Genomic DNA, 18,104 nt, shown 5'->3' on the forward strand with positions numbered 1-18,104 from the left:
GAGGTAGGAGGATATCAAGCACAACGATTTAGATTTCCGTCCAGACTAGCTGCTTCGTAAAGCGTGACATATATGAGTTTTTCTAGCCTGGGCTACTTAGGTGTTGTTGAAACTATTTTTGAGCCGTATTTTGGGCCGTTGGGATGCGATTATCAAAACTAAAATCGTAGTAATGTTCTTGATGGAAGATGGCATATTCACCCATTTCTATCATGCTGGGAATGGTGACTTTATACGTTATATTGCCTTCTTCATCGATGGGCTGTGCTTCTTCAAATTGGAGCTGAATCAGATCTTTGTCTCGAAAACCATCTTTAGCATTGACTAAGCCTTCACTAAAGTCTAAAGAAAAGCCTGCTGAAGAGGTCTCAATTTCACGTCGATTCTTTTTCGTTTTCAGCTTTAACAGCACGATATATTCATCAGGATGAACATCGGCAGGTAAACTTGCTTCAAACGCGATGGGAAATTCAGTGACCCGAAGACGCGCTTGTTTGCCTCTAAAGACGGCCTTACCTTTAGAACGACCAAAGGGCGTAAATAGACTGAGTACACTGCCGCTCGCACGATCTTGCGCCCTGGCTCGCTTGAGAAATATTTCTTGATCGCCCACCATCATTTTGACCGCACTGGGTCGACGCTTGGAGACAGCAGGGCGATCGGGTTGGGCTTCTGTTTCTTGTTTGGCCTGACTCATCATCAGAGGTTGATGGAGAGGGATAGACGTTAAAGACGTCGTTTTTTGACTAAAAGATGAGTTGTGTGGTGACAGTAGAGAGTGCAAGCTAGTTTCAGCGTTAGACTTGGAAGCCAGCTGAGATTGCTGAGGTGCTTGAGCAAAGGCCGCGAAATTCTGAAGGCAGACTACTGCTGTAATACTGATAAATATGGAGTTTTTTGGCGCTAGTGTTTTCATTGTTTTGGTGGGTGTACGAGAAGTGTTCAATATCCAGCGTTAGCCATTGATGCTATTGGAAGCTTGAGTGCTATTTGAAGTTTGGTTTTTCGTCTCTTGAGTGAGATGAATGAGCTAGCAAATAAAATACTTTCAAGATAGATAGATGAAATTTCTATATATTTTTGCGAGAGCTGTATTTGAGAATATGCCTTATAGAATTACCGATTTACTCTATTCCTGGAATGACTATTCTTTGGCGGTATATGTATGTAGGGCTATAGGTTTGGTAGCAAGTTGACAATAGTTTAATCGCTATATCTAGCTAGAAAAAAGCCAGTGCATAAAAAATGTGAGTTCAACAATATAAATTGTATATTGCTGTAATCTTTTTCTCTCTATTTTGAGTTTATTGTAAAAGTTAATCCTCTCATAGCTTTTGAAGGCTGAAGTTTTATACTATCTAGTTTGCCCGCAATAAAAATATAATTAGACATTTTTTTGCTGGTTTTTCCAGAAAACGGTGATAGATTATTTTGCAGAACTTTTGACGAAAAAATAGTTGAATTTTAATGCATTTATTCAACTAAAATTGATTTCATTCAACTAATATCTTCAACTCAATGACACGAAACCAGCAAGAGAGCGATATTCCTGCTTATCTGAAAGCCCAGCTGTCTAATAAACAGATGTCGGTTTACCAGCTTTCCCAGCGCACAGGGATTAGCCGTGACTATCTCAGTCGCCTTTTCAATCACAAGATCAATAAGCCTGGGATCGATAAATTACAGCAAATTGCCTCTGTCTTAGAGTTTGAGCTAAGTGAATTACTCCCCTGTAATGCTCGGCCGCCAAGTTCCGACTCCATTGTTGGCCTGAGCGAGTTGGGTTACTATCCCGGTTCCATTCCTGGTCTACAAAATCCCTGTATTGGCCGTCAGCAAGATCTAGCGTTGTGCAGTCAATGGCTTTTAGAAAAATCAACCAAAATTTTGGGCCTGTGGGGATTGGCAGGCATTGGTAAAACGAGTCTGGGGATTGCCTTTGTCCAACAAATTCAGTCCTCAGGCAACCCCGTGATTTGGTTGGATGCTACCCATCCCTCGACGCAAGCGCAGCTGCAACAAGGGGTATGGCCGGAAACCTTACTCCAAACCTTTCAATCCAAACGTCTAGTGTTAGTCATAGACCAATTAGAAGCCATCCGTCCCCATCCTCCAGCGGCACATTCAATGTCCACTGTGCCTCACCTTCTCAGCCCACTGCTGAGTCTGCTCAACCGCGATACTTGTCAAAGCCATCTGATCTTGATCAGTCGGAATAAGCCCCAGTGGATGAGTTTGATGGAAAGACAAGGTCCCTTTATGCAAACCCTGCAACTGAAAGGTTTAAAGTCAGAGGTGGATCAATTTTTACAACAGCAGGGCCTGGCAGATGCAGACTACTGGCCTGATTTAATTCAACTGTATCGAGGGCACCCGCTGGCTTTAAAGCTCGCTGTGGGTGTGATCCAAACCGTATTTGCAGGGTCTGTGAAAGATTTTCTGCAGCAGGAGACCTTATTTCTGGGCGATTTAACCCCTCTCTTGCAAGAGCAAGTCCAACATCTGCCTGAAGCAGAGAGACATTTACTCTATACCTTTACAGAGAGGGCTGAACCGATGTCTTTCCCAGACATACAGGAGCTTTTTAAGATGGAGTGGCGAAAGTCGGAGTTAATGCAAGCGCTTAACCTGCTTATCTCTCAATCCCTCATCGAAACTGCGATGATTCACGACACAGTGTTTTATATCCTCCAACCTTTTGTCCGACAATCGCTTCGACGTCCGATTGGTCTGTCTCTCAATCCCTAATATGACTTCAACTGCCAGCTATTGCTTTAATCCTGCCTGCCCTCAACCTGCAGATCCTGAGAATGCACATTTAGAGCAGTGTCGCCATTGTCAGACCCCTTTAGTCCTGGCAGGACGATTTCGAGGGATCCAGAAATTGGGTCAAAGCACCTCTGCCCTGACAGTGGAAGTTCAAGAGTTGGGCTTGCCGACCACAAGAGTGTGCAAACTGTTTATTGGCAACCATCCGAAAGCCAGAGAGCTGTTTGCCCAAGAGGCTTTTGTCCTCCGAAAAATTCATCATCCAGGTATCCCACAACTGGTGCAGGATGGATATTTTCTGCTACGAGAGCTGGGCTTTCTCCACAATCGTCCCTGTTTGGTGATGGAAAAAGTGGCGGGTCAAAGTCTGAGTCAGTGGATCCAGGAGTATCCACCGATTTCAGCCCAGCAAGCCTATGACTGGCTCCAGCAGCTATCGCTCATTTTGCAAAAACTCCATGATCAGGACTTTTTCCACCGCGATATCAAGCCTAGCAATATTCTGTTAACGCCAGAGGGCCAACTGGTGCTGATAGATTTTGGGGCCACTCGACAGGTCACTGAAACTTACCTCGGTAAAGTGGGGGTGGGCCAAGATATTACCTGTATTGGTACCCCTGGTTATATGCCACCAGAGCAAATGGAGGGCAATGCTCTGCCTCAGTCTGATGTTTATGCCTTGGGACGAACGATCATTCATTTACTAACAGGGAAACATCCGTTAGAACTGCCCAAGGACATGGATACGGGGGCATTACTTTGGCAAGATCTAGCCCCTTATACAACACCAGCGTTGACTCAGCTCTTGGATCAGCTTATTGCCGCTGCACCTGGACGCCGCCCCCCCACGGTGAGTGTGCTGATCCAACAGGTGGAACAGAGCCAGCTGGAAGACGCTACGCCTGCTCCACTCAGCTGGGGTGCAAAGAATGGACGGCAACAGCCAGGAAGACAGCTGCTAAACACGCCACTCAAATGGATTATTTCGATGGCTGCTGTTCTGTCAATGGGAGGCATCTTGACTGCGTTTTATTGGAATCCGTCTCCGACCCCGGTAAATCCAGAATCAACCCAGACTAATCAGCAGCTCAACGCTGTTACTTGCCAAAACCAAGCTTGCATCGGTCGTGATCCCATTGATAATGGCTGCGATCAGGACATGCAAACGATTACGTCTAATACGGGCAATATTCGCAAGTCTAAAAATTACCTGTCCGCCTATCGCCTAGAACTCCGTTACTCTCAAGCCTGTGCAGCAACCTGGTCTAAAACGGAAGCGCCATCGGGGTCTACTCAGTATGTGGAAGATCGGGCGGGAAACCAGTATGGAAGTGCGGTGATTCCTGTCGATGAGTTTACAGAACATTATGCCGATATGGGACCTGGTCGTGATATTGAAATCCGAGCCTGTGTTGAGCCGCGCAATAATCCGAGAACTTGTACGAGTTTCGTCAAGCTGTAGATCGCCGATAGGGGCTATCTGGATTCAGGGGCAGTCCCTCAATCAGAATTATCCAGCACAGGGTTGTTTAAGTTTGAGGGTTCCAAATCTGCGATCGCGCTTCTGATAATGTCTTAGAGCCTCATGAAAAACCGCCCGGTCAAAATCAGGCCAGAACACATCCGTAAAGTAAAACTCCGTATAGGCCAGCTGCCACAGCAGATAGTTACTTAAGCGGAGTTCGCCACTGCTGCGAATCAACAGGTCAGGGTCAGGAGTGCCAGCAGTATAGAGATATTGCTCAATTAGTTGCTCATCCACCGCCCCTGGCTCAATATTACCCAGCTGAACCTGCTCCGCAATTTGACGACAGGCTTGGGTCAGTTCGGCTCGACTGCCATAATTAACCGCCACATTGAAATGAACGGCTCGGTTATTGGCCGTTGCTAAAACCGCTCGATCGATTTCCTTTCGCAGCGAAGAGGGCAAAGGAGACAAATCACCGATAAAGGAAATCCGCACCCCTTCGCGATCCATTTCAGCCAATTCTTGACGAAGAAGGCGCTCAAACAAGACCAAAAGAAAGTCTACTTCTTCTAGGGGACGACGCCAGTTTTCCGTCGAAAAGGCATAGGCTGTCAGGGTAGGAATGCCCCAGTCTTTGCAGCAGCGCACTAAATCTTTGAGGGTCCGTGCCCCTTGGCGATGACCCGCAATCCGGGGAAACCCTTGGCGTTTGGCCCAGCGACCATTGCCATCCATAATGACGGCAACATGCTGGGGTAAGCAATCAGGATCTAAATCTGTAGGGCGAGTAACGTAATCGAAGTTGTTCATTAATACAGCAGGTGTCAGTGACATCAATTGGTTCAATCAGGAGCCCATACAAGTCAGAGGGAGTTATTCTCTGTTCGTAATAATTCCCCGGTCAGTAGTTTTGTCTAACAATCTCTGACCAGGATTGTCAAGGTCTGATCGAATACAAACAGAAATGAGTGATCTAGGAAAGACTCCATATCAATGGCCGAAACTAAGCGTCAGCCTCAGGAAAAGCCGTTTTTGGGGGCTGTCCAAACCAGCGATTCAGCTGGTTGGTCTGCAAAGTGCGGCTCCACCGCCACAGATGCCACAACACATCAATAAAAGTCCATAAAAGAGACAGTTTATTCGGGAAAGACCAAGCTTCCCAGTGGAGGATTTGCATCATCCGTTTCAGGGTTCGACTAAAACTACTGCGTTTTTGTTTCGCAAACTTAAATTGTGGTTGGAGTAAAGTGATCAAAATCTGCAATATAGAGCTGTGGGGATAGGCCCAACGGCCAAAACCCCAAAATTTGGTCATATGGTTAATCTCGTCAATCAATATCTCGGCTAACGCTCGATGCAATGGACCAGTAGAATGGGCCATTAGCCATAGATACAGGCAGGTGGCCCCATACTCAGTCGCTACTCGGTGTAGGCCATGCTCAAACAGATCCTGATGGGGATTATCTGTCGGCTCATAGGGTCTAGGATCGTGGGGTAGAGGCATCAGTTTTAATCCCGACAGTTGGGTATACAACCGCTGGAGTGCCGGGGAATGCTGACGTTCTTCCTTTTCCCACAGCCCTAACTCAATCAAGTCTCCTTGGTCATTGACGGTACCGCCGACAAATCGAGCCATTTGTGGATGAAGAGGCAATAGATATTGACGACTGGTTTGGGTATAACCCCGAATAGGGGCTTCTGTATCAATACTGCCCGCAAGAATAGCTAAAAAAATAAGGGGATCAATTCCCCTTATCTGATCTGGTTCAATGTGATTCCAGTCAATTGGTTGCCAAGGTCGGGGTTGAGGATCTTGAAACTGCTGAGATAAATCTTGTAGCCGATCGTTGAGAATATCGGTGGCCAGATAGGTCTTAATCAGCTGATTGAGTCGGTGTGGAATGGGAGCCGTTTCAAAAGCTTGGGTGGATGATGACGGGTCAAGGAACGAGGGATTGAACAATAACGTAGGAGTCATGGCACTCTCCGGAGTAGCTTGCATCCAATAGCCTAAGCAAGGTCAACCCAGAAGTCAGTCGGCCAGAGTCGGGACTTAAAAGTCGGAAAGTCGGATGGGTTTGTTTTTTGTGCCCCTATTTTTGACGTTGCCATGCTCCACATCGTGCTCAAGCTTGTTGCTGAATGGATAGGCAACAACTATCAATCGATGGCACGAACACCAGATCATTCCCCAGATTTTAGTCAGACATTATCTCGGCGTTAAAGTGAACTTTAGATAGGTGAGCGAATGCAACAGAATCTCATCCTGCTTGCACAAGGTTTTGAGCACGCTTGTGTAGATAGACTCTTTTTATAAACTCAATGCTAAGGTTTGGAATCTCACTCCCGTTATTTTGATCATGGAGCTTGAAGCCAAATGGTCTTTGGTTTCACCTCAACGCCAATTCTCGCGTTAAAATATTATCCCGATATTGACCCTTTCATATTAATTATTGAGCTGGCTAACTTAACCATCCTCTACCGAATAGATCAAGATAGAGTTATCCCTATCTCAACAGATACTAGCGCCCTGGATATCTTCAATACCTCTACATTTAAACTGAATAACTGCCAGATTAGCCTTACTCAACGAAGGGGCACAGTAGATGTCGAGATTGAATGGTTTAGATGCAATTTGAATGGATACTCAGAACATTCAAAAATGAGTTATGCCAACGTTGAGATCAAACGCTATCAAATTCGAACTTTCAAACATGATAATTGCCATTAATCCCTTGCCCATTCTGCTTCGCGCTCAAGGTAATACTGAACCATCGGCGTCACATAAGGGAACACAGTAGATGAGAGGTCGGCCTGAGTATCAATAGCCGAAATCAACGCTTGATCAGGGGCGTTTACAGAGTCTAATACAGGAGTTTGAGAGAAGGCATTAGGTTGCATTTTTAATTCGTTCCTTTCAATAAAATCAAGACATAGTGATCATCAGCTTAATGGGGCACACCAAGCGTTTGGTACATTCACTCAAGTGGGTGAAAGCAATAAGCTGCTTATGGTTTTAGATAGCGATCATCCTATTTGGGGCTATCTATGGAATATTGGAATAATTATTCCTTATAAGGCTATTTATCTGGATCATCAGTAATGTAGATGATAATAATAAGCGTAAATACCCTTATTATTAAATATCGTATTTAAATATCAGGTTCTGTTATCTGGAATACGGTCATGCCAAATTCGTCTAAACATAGCGATTGGATGGAAATAATTGACCGACTCTCAGCACCTCTACATACCGATATAGATCATTTCCCTAGGTGCTTCGTTCCCCTGCATCAGTCAGCAAAAACTCCTCCAGTCAATGTAGGGAAAATTTCAAGTATGGCTCACGGATTTTAGCAATGGCTGATCCCTTCTTGGCGGGCCGCTTGTTCTACGGCTGAGGCGACCGCTGTGGCAACTCGCTCATCAAACACAGAGGGAATAATATGATCACGGTGTAATTCGTCGCTCCCTACTAATGCTGAGATCGCATAGGCCGCTTGTAGGTGCATGGTGGTGGTGATTGCGGCAGCACGGCAGTTCAGAGCACCGCGAAAAATGCCAGGAAACGCCAACACATTGTTAATTTGATTGGGATAGTCGCTGCGTCCCGTGGCAATCACAGCCACATCACCTTGAATCAGTTCAGGCTGAATTTCAGGAATGGGGTTAGCCATCGCAAACACAATCCGATCGGGGGCCATCGTCTTGACCATTTCTGGGGTAAGGACCCCTGGGGCACTGACGCCCAGAAACACATCCGCACCTTTGAGGGCATCAGCCAACGTGCCGGACTGCTCGACGGCAAAGGACTGCTTGGTCTCGTTTAAGTCCGTGCGATCGCGGCTGATTATCCCGTTGCGATCGCAGAGTCGAATCGTTCTCACCCCTGCTTTTTGCAATAGCTTTGCAATCGCAACTCCCGCCGCCCCAGCGCCATTAATCACAATGGCAATCTCTGCAAAGGTTTTATCCACTAACTTCAGGGCATTAATTAACGCTGCCAACACCACAATCGCGGTGCCATGCTGATCATCATGAAAGACGGGAATATCCAGTTCGCGGCGCAACCGTTCTTCCACTTCAAAACAGCGAGGCGCACTAATATCTTCCAGGTTGACCCCCCCAAAAACGGGAGCCATCCGCTTGACGGTCTCCACTATCTCGTCGACCTCTTGGGTCGCTAAACACACGGGAAACGCATTAATCTTGCCAAATTCTTGGAACAGCAATGCCTTGCCCTCCATCACAGGTAAAGCCGCTTCTGGGCCAATATTTCCCAATCCCAGCACTGCACTGCCATCCGTGACGACAGCGACGGTATTGCTTTTGATCGTGTAGCGATACACCTGATCTTTGTCTTGGGCAATGGTTGTACAAATCCGGCCCACACCGGGCGTATAGGCCATGGATAAATCATCCTGGCTGTGAAGCGGCAGCTTACTTTGAACCGTAATTTTTCCACCCCGATGGCAATCAAAGGTGCGATCGGATACGTCTAGCAACGTAATCTGTGGTACTGCCTTTAAAGCCTCAACGATAGTACCTGCATGTTCGGTACTGGAGGCATTGACTGTAATTTCGCGAGTTAAAGCGGTATGGGTCCGTTCTAATAAATCAATATGCCCTAGGCTGCCGCCAGCATTGCCAATGGCTTGCAAGACTTGAGCCAGCATTCCAGTTTGATTGGGCAACTTGACCCGAATCGTCAGGCTAAAACTAGAGTTGGGGGTCAGTTGAACCATATTGATATTTACCGTACGTCAGATTTGTTGCAAGCTACCGCTCCCAATTGTAGTGGCATCCAAACGACTGTGACCGTTCAAGTCACAGGAACCCCACACAAAAAAGCAGCACAGTTGATGCTGAGCTGCTGTTAGTTATGTTAGGAGGTATGTTGAAAGTTGCTTGCTGCAAATAAAAGTAAGGATTACTGAGGTTTATTGCGTCGTTTTTCTCCTTGGGCAAGGTAGGTAATTAAACCAAACGCGGCCAAGAATTCACAGACCATGATGGTCCAAAACATAGTACTAGTTGGCTCTTGAAGCATAATGTGGCCCTATGCGGTTGTGACTGTTCAACAGAATTAATTGCTTAATCCTATTGTTTCCAAAATGCTATCAAAATCGCCTGGGTAGATGCACTGAAAATAGGCTGGGATCAGTATCTTTTTATGAACAAATAGGTGAATTGCGTTATGAATTATTGCAGTCAATGAATAAATATGGATATCATCCCCTGCCGACTACAATCCTAGGGCCAGCATTAACGGCCACAGGATCAGTCCAAGCCAAGCCAGCAGAGAGATAGCGAGGGTAAGTACCACTGTTAAGAGGGCTTTGCGCCAATGAAGTTGGTGAGCTTGACACAGCGATCGCGTCAAAGTGGTGATTGTCCCGATCATGACCACTAAGCCCAGCAAGAGCCCTAAAAACTGGCCCAAAATATTCGGCCACCGTGAGGCCGCAATGGCTGGACCTGAAATCATCAATGGCCATAATCCCATCATGACCGCTGGCAAAGTCTCTTGGGCGCTGCCTTGCCCACCCAGCAACTGCGCAAAAAAGTGGAGCGCTGCAGAGAGCCAGATCCACCCCAACAGCCCTCCAATCAAAAAGAGGAGAAAGAAAATAATCACGCCCGCAATGCCTAGCCCCGCTGTACCTGCTGCATTTAACGCCAGAATGCTGAGCAGGATAAAGCCAATCAGCACCACGGGTTGACGGCTATGCGAGGGAGAAGGGCCAAAGAAGGTGGTAAATAGTGTATCCAGCATCACTTACTCCATCAGCGTCAGCGGAATTTTATGCCAGCGGGTTTCGGCAGCCAGCCACTCCATGGGTTGTGCTTGGCTAGAAGAAGACAAAAACGGTCCAAAACCTTCAAATAGACTACTTTTGCTAAAATCACGCACCTTGGGCTCTCCAGAAATCTTGGCCAAGTCAGCGGTGGTTTGCAAGGCGTCATAGTAATTTCCTAGGGAATCTACTAGATTCTTGGCTTTGGCCTGCGTCCCTGTATAAATACGGCCATCGGCTAAGGGCTTCAATTCCTCCATCGATATGTCTCGCCCAGCGACAATGGCCTCTAAAAACTGCTGGTAGGACTCATCCACAACACTTTGCAGAATGTTTCGCTCTTCTGGTTTGGTGTCACGGAAGGGAGACAGAATATCCTTAAGCGGACCGCTTTGAATGGTGCTGGTCTGAACCCCCACTTTATCGAGCAAAGACGAGACGTTTTGGGTGCGAACAATCACGCCAATGGACCCCGTCACCGAGGAAGAATTGGCCACGATATGGTGAGCCGCACTAGCCACGTAATAGCCACCGGAAGCGGCGACATCTCCCAGACTGGCGATAATTTTAATATCCGTCTCTTTACGCGTGCGCATTAATTCTTCGTAGATGGCCTGTGAGGCAGCGGCTGTTCCCCCTGGACTATTGATTCTTAGCAGAATCGCTTTAATCCCTTGATCTTCTCGGGCACGTTGAATGATATCGATCAGTTCATTGGCATTGGCCCCTGCACTGGAGCCAAACGGTCCACTGGCGGGTTCATCGCTAATCACGCCATACACATTAACCAGGGCGACATTGGCCGATCCCTTTGTTTTCTGGCTCTCCATCGATCCGCCCAGCCAGTTTCCCAATGCCGCCAATAAACAGAGGGTCACTAACGCTAAGGCCAGGATGCGATTCAGACGCATAGAATACTGCTCTCCCTGATTGAAATGGCTAAAGAATCAACCGATTGGATGATGAGGCGCATAGAGCAGATCGGATCGAACGCTCCAGCCTAGCGCCATCATTCCCCACTTATTGTAGAAGGTTCTTAGCCCAGGGGCGCTGACAGCACTTCACATTTCAGATAGGGCTGCAATACCTCAGGCACCCGCACCGTGCCATCCGCTTGCTGATAGTTCTCCAGCACTGCAGCCATCGTTCGCCCAATGGCTAATCCAGAGCCGTTGAGGGTATGTACAAACTGTGTTCCTTTTTGGCCAGCCTCTTTAAACCGAATATTGCCTCGTCGGGCCTGAAAATCGAGAAAATTAGAGCAGCTTGAAATTTCCCGGTAGCAGTCCGCAGAGGGCAGCCACACTTCTAGGTCGTAGCACTTGGCGGCAGAAAAGCCTAAATCTCCGGTGCACAGCTGCAAAACACGATACGGCAGTTGCAGGGCTTCCAAAATAGCAGCGGCATTGTCTACTAAGGCTTCATGTTCGGCGGCGGAGGTACTGGGATGAACCAGCTTGACCAGCTCCACCTTATTGAACTGGTGCAGACGAATCAGGCCCCGCGTGTCCCGCCCATAACTTCCGGCTTCTCGTCGAAAGCAAGGGGTGTACGCGCAGTGCAAAATGGGCAGTTCATCCCCATTGAGAATTTCGTCTCGATACAGATTCGTCACGGGCACTTCGGCTGTAGGGCTTAGCCACAAATCATCCTGATCGCATTTAAAGCTTTCTTCCGCAAACTTGGGTAGCTGTCCTGTAGCGGTGAGAGAGTCGCTGTTGACCAAAATGGGGGGCAACACTTCCACATAGCCTGCTGCAATTTGCTGATCGAGCATAAATTGGATCAAGGCTCGTTCAAGGGCAGCACCTGCGCCTACGAGGGTGGCAAATCGGCTTTGCGCCACTTTCACAGAGCGCTCAAAGTTTAAAATGCCCAGGCTCTCGCCGATTTCCCAGTGGGGGAGCAGGGCCTTTGTCGGAATATATTCTTCGCCCCATTGCCGCACCTCCACATTGGCCGTTTCATCTTTACCAATGGGGGTGTCGTCACTGGGCAAATTTGGAATCGTCAACAACAGCTCGCCGATTTCAGCTTTGAGATCCCGCTCTTGAGGTTCGAGATCACTCAGCGTGGCTTTGACCTGGCTCCCTTCCTGTCGCAAGTCTTGGATCTCAGCATCTTTGGGATTAGTCCCGGACTTGATTTTCTCGCCAATGGTTTTGCCAATTTGGTTGCTGCGGGCTTGCAGTTGCGATCGCTCAGTCTCTAATTCGCGCTGTTTTTGATCCAGCTCCAAAATAGCTTGCAGATCATAGTCTCCTCGACGACTGAGGCGCTCTGCAAACGCTTTCGGATCATCCCGTAGCTGCTTTAAATCAATCACGTCCCTGTTCCGCTGCGCGATACCGACAACTTAACAGGATATACCGGATGGGGTGGTTGTGTATTCCTACTCCAGCGAATTCTATTCGCGTCAATAGATAGAATAAAAACCAGAAGAATAAGCCCTCTTAATACTGAGGATATGAAGGTGCAAGACTTCGCAATTTGGTTGGTCGCATTTGCAATCATTATCCACACGATTGAGGAAGGTTGGCTCCCTGAATATCAAAAGGCATCATCAAAGTTGCAAGTCGTGAAATCTACTCGCTTCTTCATTGTGGAAAATGCCATTATCTTTATCTTCGTGATTGGCTTAGCCATTGTTGGCTGGCGATGGCCGATCCTCAGCGGTATCTTGCCCGCAATAGGGCTGACCCACCCCTTCCTAGATCATGTGGGATTAAGCTGGAAGGGCCGAAAGCTGCGGCCCGGGATTTGGACAGGACTGTTTCTGATGGTCCCTTTCAGCATCTGGGCCTACAGTCTAGCCAATACCCATAACCTCTTCAAACTGCATGAGTTAGTCATTAGCGGAGCAGTGGGATTGGCGATCTCCATCTGGCTGTATTGGATGGTCGTTCAAGAGATAAAAGGTCTGACCCAGTAGACAATCCACCTCATCTGTACTACTAATTCATTGAACTTCTGGCATATTCGTTCAATACATACCGACTCTAAAAATCTTATTGACCTTTAGCGATTTAAGACCGACCTTTCTGGTGATAAACGTCTTGAATCACCTGGATGACCCGTTGCAGGTCTTCATCCGTGAGGCTAGAGCCCGACGGCAGACATAAACCTCGTTGGAATAAATGCTCTGCCACCGCTCCACCCATACACTCCGCCTCCGCAAAAACAGGTTGCAGATGCAGGGGTTTCCAGACCGGGCGAGATTCGATGTGATGGTCTGCCAAAGCCAAGCGGATCTGTTCGCGATCGCATCCAAATTGTTCTGGATCGACGGTCAAGCAGGTCAGCCATCGCGTTGCTTTGCCAAAGGCTGCTTCTGGCATAAATTTAAGGCCAGGTAAGGTCCCGAGTGCTTGGTAATAGGTCTCAAAGTTATGGCGTCGAGCAGCCACTCGTTCGCTGAGCACCTGCAACTGTCCTCGACCGATCCCCGCCAACACATTACTGAGGCGATAGTTATAGCCCACCTCAGAATGTTGATAATGGGGGGCCGGGTCGCGGGCTTGGGTGGCCAGAAAGCGAGCCTTTTCCATGAGCGTGGGCTCCGCTGAAACCAGCATCCCTCCTCCAGAGGTCGTAATAATTTTATTGCCATTAAAAGAGTAAATCCCCATGCGGCCAAAGGTGCCGGGGGTTCTGCCCTTGTAAGTTGCCCCTAAGGCCTCTGCGGCATCTTCAATTAAGGGAATGTCATAGCGATCGCAAATTTCCAAGATCGGATCAATATCTGCACTTTGACCATAGAGATGAACTAGAATTACAGCCTTAGGAAGTTTGCCTGATCGATCGCGCTGTTTTAATGCTGTGGACAGCAATTCGGGATCCATATTCCAGGAGGTGCGATCGCTATCGATAAATACAGGCTTCGCGACCATATAGGTGATGGGGTTGGCGGTGGCCACAAAGGTCAAGGTCGAGCAAAAGACCTCATCCTCTGGCGCAACGCCGATCAGTCGTAAAGCTAAATGCAGCGCAGCTGTCCCAGAACTGACGGCTACAGCATGAGCAGAACCGACCGTCTGACAAAATTCCGCTTCAAACGCGTCTACATTGGGTCCAACCGGAGCAATCCAATTGGTGGTGAATGCTTCGTGAACAAAGCGGAGTTCTTCACTGCCCATATGGGGAGGAGAGAGTAGAATGGGTTTCATTCTTTGGACCAGCGCAATTGTAACCAATCACTCTCAACTCTAACCTTTATGAGAATCAAGGTTTTGGCACGCGCCCTGAGTTACTCAATAGCCTCAGTTGAATGAGTGGCCCCGCCACTCGATTGAGCGAGATAAACTCCTAGCAGCACGACAAAAAAGGCAGACCACTTAAATAGGGTCAGACTTTCGGCAAACAACACCCAAGCCGTTAAAGCGGCTAACACGGGATCAAGCAGCAGTAAAATACCCACCAAGCCCGACGAGAGTCGCTTCAGACTAAAGGCTTGCAATCCTTGCCCTAAAACTTGGCAGACCACTGCCAGACAGATGACGGATACCCAACCCGATGCTGAGATCGGGAATAAGCGATCTTCTGCTAACAGCACAATGGGTAAGGTCCAGATTGCTCCCCAAAAACAACACCACTGCAAGATGATATTGACGGAAAATTTAGCCCTTAGCTTTTCGATAATCATCAGATTAGCCGCAGAAAAGACGGCAGAAAACAGTGAGGCTAGATCGCCCGTCAGGTGAGCGGTTGATAGCTGCAAATCGCCCACGCCTAGCGCGCCTGCGCCAACCATCGCAACCAGTAACCCCAGTAAAAACCGCCGATCGAACTGCTGATGGAGGAGGAGCCATCCCCCTAAGGTCGTAAACAAGGGCGTCAGATTATGCAGCAGGGTTGAATTGGCCACTTCCGTGCGTGTCAAAGACCAAGCCCACAGGGCGATACAGCCCCAAAACATCAGCGCAGCTGCCACTAGCCAGAGCTGATCGCGACGGGTGTACTCAATGGGTTGAGTCGCCTCTTCTTTGGAGGAGCGAAAGCTGCGCCATTCCTGCCCAATCCACAGCACAACATAGGCCACCCAAAACCGATTAAAAATAGTAGCAAAGGGGCCTAATTCCCGCTCACTGAGTTTGATAAAAATGGCGGCCAACGACAAGGCGACAATCGCCGCTAACATGGCCATTAAGGGCAGTACATCTGCTGAGAATCGCCAGGACTGCTTCACCTGCGACAGTTTGTGGGTCATAGTGTAGATCCCTTTGCGATATATGCACAAACACCTTTCCCAAGGCTATTGAGGAGGTTTGATAATGAAAAGTTAAGTGAAAAAGAAAAAAGATAAGCAAACTCAAGAAATACTCTGATTAGAGCATTTTTAACTCTAATTGCCTTATTTTCTCACTCTAGAGATCGCTTGAATACCCTAAATTAATCGCTAGGTGTAAGATGCTGCCAGCATCCGCCGTCTTTTAACAAAGAACTGAAATTCTAGACCGGAGGCTAACCCTCTATCTGCTAAGGGTTTAACGGTTTTTGTTAATCTACTGCCGACATTTGTAAATTGAAAAAAAATCTATTCAACAAAGGCTTTCATTTCGTTTCTTTTTGCTACATCTAAACGTGAAATAGATGCAAATGCGATAACTACATATCAGCGCATAAAAAATGCCTTCAATTCTCAATTTAGGTTTCTTGCTTGTGTTCGTTACCTCTCAACTCAATATGATCATTTCTGTGGATGCCCACATTCCGTTTCCGAGATCGCTCGTGTTTTCGACCTACCGCGATAAACTGCAAGAGCTGCTCCCCTACATGGAGAATGTGCACCGGATCGACCCCAAAACGTATCAGCAAGACAACGAGCGCGTCATCTGCACGAATGAATGGCATGGTGGCGGTGAAATTCCCACGATTGCCCGAGCCTTTATCGACGAGCAGATGTTGTCTTGGACGGAGCACAATGTTTGGAATGAGGCCGACTATTCCTTGGAATGGCGGATCACCACCCATGCTTTTACGGAGGCCGTCTCCTGTTATGGCAAAAATCATTTTCGGGACTGTGGAGATACCACGATTGTTGAAAATCGGGGTGAGTTGGTGATCCATACTCATCAAATCGAAGGGATTCCCGACTTTCTCAAGGGGCAGGTGGCAGAATTTGTCGAAGACTTTTTGAGTCAAAAAATAGGGCCTAACCTCACGCAAATGGGGGAGGGCGTTCGTCAATATCTGGAAAAAGCCGCTTAGCGAGATTGGATCACGCGATCGCTACAGAGATTCAGCAACACCTGACAATCGGTGCCACCATGGTTGCGACATTGCTGCTGGGCCTCGGTCTCAGACGCTGTAATTTGTTGATCCCAGGCCCAACCATAAACCCCTGATGTCGCCCGCACTAGCGTTCCACAGGCATCTTGGAACGAAAATAACGCTTGGCAGTCTTGAGCCGTTACGCGCTGGTTGCATTCCTGTAACGCTCTGGCTTCGGCTGCTGCCTGCGAGGAGAAGTTATAGCTATAGCCATAGGTGCCTGTTGGCACCGAATAGGCTACTGCTGCAAACTGTGGTCTAGTGGCTGGGCTGGGCGTAATCAATTCTGGACTCGGAGAAGCCAAACTCTCAGGACTGGGAGAATCGCTCGGCGGGGTAGCCGTAGAAGTGGGATTGGGATCTATCGTCGTATTCTCGGCCAAGCGGTCGGCCACCCATGGCCATAGATTTTGGATGGCCACAAAGCTCAGTGCTGCTGAAGCGAGTGCGATCGCACTCAAAATTCCTACTTTTTTAGGTGTAAAGTCGGCCGATGACTCGGATGCCACCGGTGGGGTGATAGCTGTGGGCGGTATGCCAGATGGATAGGTGGAAACAGGTGGAGACGCCATCGGCACGGGAGTGGGTGGGGACGCCATCGGCACGGGAGCAGGTGGGACCTGAGGCATGGGTTTGATACTGCTATCGCGGAGCGCCTGCCCAAAGGCTGCCGCTGTGGGGTAGCGATCGCGCGCCACCAGATTAATGGATCGATCTAACACGGCCGCTAAACCCGACGACACATTCAGGACTGATTGATGCCAGCGGAGTTGGCTGGTCTGCGGATCAATGTTGAGTTCATGGGGAAATTTACCCGTGAGTAAGTAAATGGCGGTTAAGCCCAAGCTATAAAGATCACTGGCATAGGTGGGAAACCCCCGAGATTGTTCCGTGGCCATAAATCCCGGTGTACCAATGACGACCGAACCGGTGGGCTGCCCCTCAGCATTGACGACGGTACCCAGGGTTTCTTTCACTGCCCCAAAATCGATCAGGACGGGTTTCCCATCTTGATCTCGCAAAATAATATTTTCTGGCTTAATATCTCGGTGAATAATGCCCCGCTGGTGGATTAACTCAATCACGGGCAATAAACTGAGTAAAATGTCTAACACGGTTGCTTCACTCAGCGCCCCTTGAGCTTGTACCACCTCTGCTAAAGTGTGACCGACAATCAGCTCTTGCACCAAGTAGTATTGATGCGCTTCTGTAAAGTAGGCATGCAGCCGTGGAATTTGATCCGAGATCTCTCCTAAAGTTTCTAAGATGGCTGCTTCTCGCTGAAACCGCTCCTGAACTAAGGTTTGGATAGAGGGATCCATGCTGACGGGCTTCAGCTGCTTCAAGACACAACGACGGCGGGAAGGCATATGGGTGTCTTCCACAAGGAAGGTGGTGCTGAACCCACCGCCGCCTAAAACATCCAGCACTTGATAACGGTTATTAAGGAGTTTAGTCATCGTTGTTCTCTAGCAACCCGTATTTCTGTGATAACTTGAGTGACGGCTCAAGTGCCAGTGAGCCCTCGTAACAAACGGCAGGACCGTCACGTAACCCTAGATGGTGAGGCTATCCGTTGCTAAAACGGTAACTCATGCTGGCGGTAGGCAAAGCCAGTCTATGATGTCTACACCCTGTCTTCCAAGCTGGGAGAGTAACGACCGTTATCGTAGACTTCAAATATTTTGACGACTCATCCTGCTAACCCTACGGGTATAGCAGGAGATTCTTAAGAGCACTTGACTCTTACTGGTTGCGCCAAGCAACCTCTAAACTCTCCGAGTAAATCATCGAGCTTA

At 48.2% G+C, this 18,104-nt stretch carries 15 protein-coding genes; 4 read left to right on the forward strand and 11 right to left on the reverse strand.

Annotated features, from left to right (window positions below):
* Nucleotides 1-112 precede the first annotated feature (112 nt).
* Nucleotides 113-700 (reverse strand): hypothetical protein, encoded by a 588-nt coding sequence (locus Q0986_RS09730; RefSeq protein WP_299408919.1) that lies wholly within the window; start codon nucleotides 698-700, stop codon nucleotides 113-115.
* Between the two features lie 818 nt (nucleotides 701-1,518).
* On the opposite strand from Q0986_RS09730, the gene Q0986_RS09735 reads away from it, so the two are divergent.
* Entirely contained in the window at nucleotides 1,519-2,748 is a 1,230-nt protein-coding gene (locus Q0986_RS09735) for a helix-turn-helix domain-containing protein (RefSeq protein WP_299408922.1), read from the forward strand.
* A 1-nt stretch (nucleotide 2,749) separates the two neighbouring features.
* On the forward strand, nucleotides 2,750-4,231 hold the full coding sequence (locus tag Q0986_RS09740; RefSeq protein WP_299408925.1) for a protein kinase: 1,482 nt from the start codon (nucleotides 2,750-2,752) through the stop codon (nucleotides 4,229-4,231).
* Between the two features lie 48 nt (nucleotides 4,232-4,279).
* Here the strand turns inward: Q0986_RS09740 and Q0986_RS09745 are convergent, their stop codons facing one another.
* The 7 genes from Q0986_RS09745 to serS form a co-directional block, all read right to left on the reverse strand.
* The gene (locus Q0986_RS09745; RefSeq protein ID WP_299408967.1) at nucleotides 4,280-5,047 is read right to left on the reverse strand and encodes an isoprenyl transferase; all 768 of its coding nucleotides are present in this window, start codon (nucleotides 5,045-5,047) and stop codon (nucleotides 4,280-4,282) included.
* A 193-nt stretch (nucleotides 5,048-5,240) separates the two neighbouring features.
* On the reverse strand, nucleotides 5,241-6,215 hold the full coding sequence (locus Q0986_RS09750; protein WP_299408928.1) for a ferritin-like domain-containing protein: 975 nt from the start codon (nucleotides 6,213-6,215) through the stop codon (nucleotides 5,241-5,243).
* A 749-nt stretch (nucleotides 6,216-6,964) separates the two neighbouring features.
* Nucleotides 6,965-7,138, reverse strand: coding sequence for a hypothetical protein (locus tag Q0986_RS09755; protein WP_299408931.1), 174 nt, complete (start codon nucleotides 7,136-7,138; stop codon nucleotides 6,965-6,967).
* Nucleotides 7,139-7,590: 452 nt separating this feature from the next.
* Nucleotides 7,591-8,982 (reverse strand): NAD-dependent malic enzyme, encoded by a 1,392-nt coding sequence (locus Q0986_RS09760; protein WP_299408935.1) that lies wholly within the window; start codon nucleotides 8,980-8,982, stop codon nucleotides 7,591-7,593.
* Nucleotides 8,983-9,482: 500 nt separating this feature from the next.
* Nucleotides 9,483-10,013, reverse strand: coding sequence for a YIP1 family protein (locus Q0986_RS09765; RefSeq protein ID WP_299408939.1), 531 nt, complete (start codon nucleotides 10,011-10,013; stop codon nucleotides 9,483-9,485).
* Between the two features lie 3 nt (nucleotides 10,014-10,016).
* Nucleotides 10,017-10,946: a signal peptide peptidase SppA gene (gene sppA / locus Q0986_RS09770; protein WP_299408943.1), complete on the reverse strand. Its 930-nt coding sequence runs from the start codon at nucleotides 10,944-10,946 to the stop codon at nucleotides 10,017-10,019.
* A 125-nt stretch (nucleotides 10,947-11,071) separates the two neighbouring features.
* The gene (gene serS / locus Q0986_RS09775) at nucleotides 11,072-12,361 is read right to left on the reverse strand and encodes a serine--tRNA ligase (protein WP_299408946.1); all 1,290 of its coding nucleotides are present in this window, start codon (nucleotides 12,359-12,361) and stop codon (nucleotides 11,072-11,074) included.
* 141 nt (nucleotides 12,362-12,502) lie between these two features.
* On the opposite strand from serS, the gene Q0986_RS09780 reads away from it, so the two are divergent.
* Nucleotides 12,503-12,967, forward strand: a complete 465-nt coding sequence (locus tag Q0986_RS09780) for an HXXEE domain-containing protein (RefSeq protein ID WP_299408949.1) — start codon at nucleotides 12,503-12,505, stop codon at nucleotides 12,965-12,967.
* Nucleotides 12,968-13,061: 94 nt separating this feature from the next.
* Here Q0986_RS09780 and Q0986_RS09785 read toward each other — a convergent pair whose 3' ends face one another.
* Nucleotides 13,062-14,201 carry an aminotransferase class I/II-fold pyridoxal phosphate-dependent enzyme gene (locus Q0986_RS09785; protein ID WP_299408953.1) on the reverse strand — a complete coding sequence of 380 codons (1,140 nt, stop codon included), beginning with the start codon at nucleotides 14,199-14,201 and terminating at the stop codon, nucleotides 13,062-13,064.
* A gap of 80 nt (nucleotides 14,202-14,281) precedes the next feature.
* Nucleotides 14,282-15,241 carry a DMT family transporter gene (locus Q0986_RS09790; protein WP_299408957.1) on the reverse strand — a complete coding sequence of 320 codons (960 nt, stop codon included), beginning with the start codon at nucleotides 15,239-15,241 and terminating at the stop codon, nucleotides 14,282-14,284.
* A 476-nt stretch (nucleotides 15,242-15,717) separates the two neighbouring features.
* On the opposite strand from Q0986_RS09790, the gene Q0986_RS09795 reads away from it, so the two are divergent.
* The gene (locus tag Q0986_RS09795; RefSeq protein ID WP_366918554.1) at nucleotides 15,718-16,242 is read left to right on the forward strand and encodes a hypothetical protein; all 525 of its coding nucleotides are present in this window, start codon (nucleotides 15,718-15,720) and stop codon (nucleotides 16,240-16,242) included.
* Here Q0986_RS09795 and Q0986_RS09800 read toward each other — a convergent pair.
* On the reverse strand, nucleotides 16,239-17,765 hold the full coding sequence (locus Q0986_RS09800; RefSeq protein ID WP_299408963.1) for a DUF4189 domain-containing protein: 1,527 nt from the start codon (nucleotides 17,763-17,765) through the stop codon (nucleotides 16,239-16,241). The genes Q0986_RS09795 and Q0986_RS09800 overlap by 4 nt on opposite strands.
* Nucleotides 17,766-18,104: the final 339 nt, after the last annotated feature.

The sequence above is a fragment of the Acaryochloris sp. IP29b_bin.148 genome, from assembly GCF_028285565.1.
Taxonomy (GTDB): domain Bacteria; phylum Cyanobacteriota; class Cyanobacteriia; order Thermosynechococcales; family Thermosynechococcaceae; genus Acaryochloris.

What these genes read in the sequence shown, in the direction of transcription:
- Q0986_RS09745 (WP_299408967.1), bottom strand. Translation starts at nt 5,047, where the DNA reads ATGAACAACTTCGATTACGTTACTCGCCCTACAGATTTAGATCCTGAT.
- Q0986_RS09750 (WP_299408928.1), bottom strand. Translation starts at nt 6,215, where the DNA reads ATGACTCCTACGTTATTGTTCAATCCCTCGTTCCTTGACCCGTCATCA.
- Q0986_RS09790 (WP_299408957.1), bottom strand. Translation starts at nt 15,241, where the DNA reads ATGACCCACAAACTGTCGCAGGTGAAGCAGTCCTGGCGATTCTCAGCA.
- Q0986_RS09795 (WP_366918554.1), top strand. Translation starts at nt 15,718, where the DNA reads ATGATCATTTCTGTGGATGCCCACATTCCGTTTCCGAGATCGCTCGTG.
- Q0986_RS09740 (WP_299408925.1), top strand. Translation starts at nt 2,750, where the DNA reads ATGACTTCAACTGCCAGCTATTGCTTTAATCCTGCCTGCCCTCAACCT.
- Q0986_RS09760 (WP_299408935.1), bottom strand. Translation starts at nt 8,982, where the DNA reads ATGGTTCAACTGACCCCCAACTCTAGTTTTAGCCTGACGATTCGGGTC.
- Q0986_RS09785 (WP_299408953.1), bottom strand. Translation starts at nt 14,201, where the DNA reads ATGAAACCCATTCTACTCTCTCCTCCCCATATGGGCAGTGAAGAACTC.
- Q0986_RS09730 (WP_299408919.1), bottom strand. Translation starts at nt 700, where the DNA reads ATGATGAGTCAGGCCAAACAAGAAACAGAAGCCCAACCCGATCGCCCT.
- sppA (WP_299408943.1), bottom strand. Translation starts at nt 10,946, where the DNA reads ATGCGTCTGAATCGCATCCTGGCCTTAGCGTTAGTGACCCTCTGTTTA.
- Q0986_RS09800 (WP_299408963.1), bottom strand. Translation starts at nt 17,765, where the DNA reads ATGACTAAACTCCTTAATAACCGTTATCAAGTGCTGGATGTTTTAGGC.
- Q0986_RS09755 (WP_299408931.1), bottom strand. Translation starts at nt 7,138, where the DNA reads ATGCAACCTAATGCCTTCTCTCAAACTCCTGTATTAGACTCTGTAAAC.
- Q0986_RS09780 (WP_299408949.1), top strand. Translation starts at nt 12,503, where the DNA reads ATGAAGGTGCAAGACTTCGCAATTTGGTTGGTCGCATTTGCAATCATT.
- Q0986_RS09765 (WP_299408939.1), bottom strand. Translation starts at nt 10,013, where the DNA reads ATGCTGGATACACTATTTACCACCTTCTTTGGCCCTTCTCCCTCGCAT.
- Q0986_RS09735 (WP_299408922.1), top strand. Translation starts at nt 1,519, where the DNA reads ATGACACGAAACCAGCAAGAGAGCGATATTCCTGCTTATCTGAAAGCC.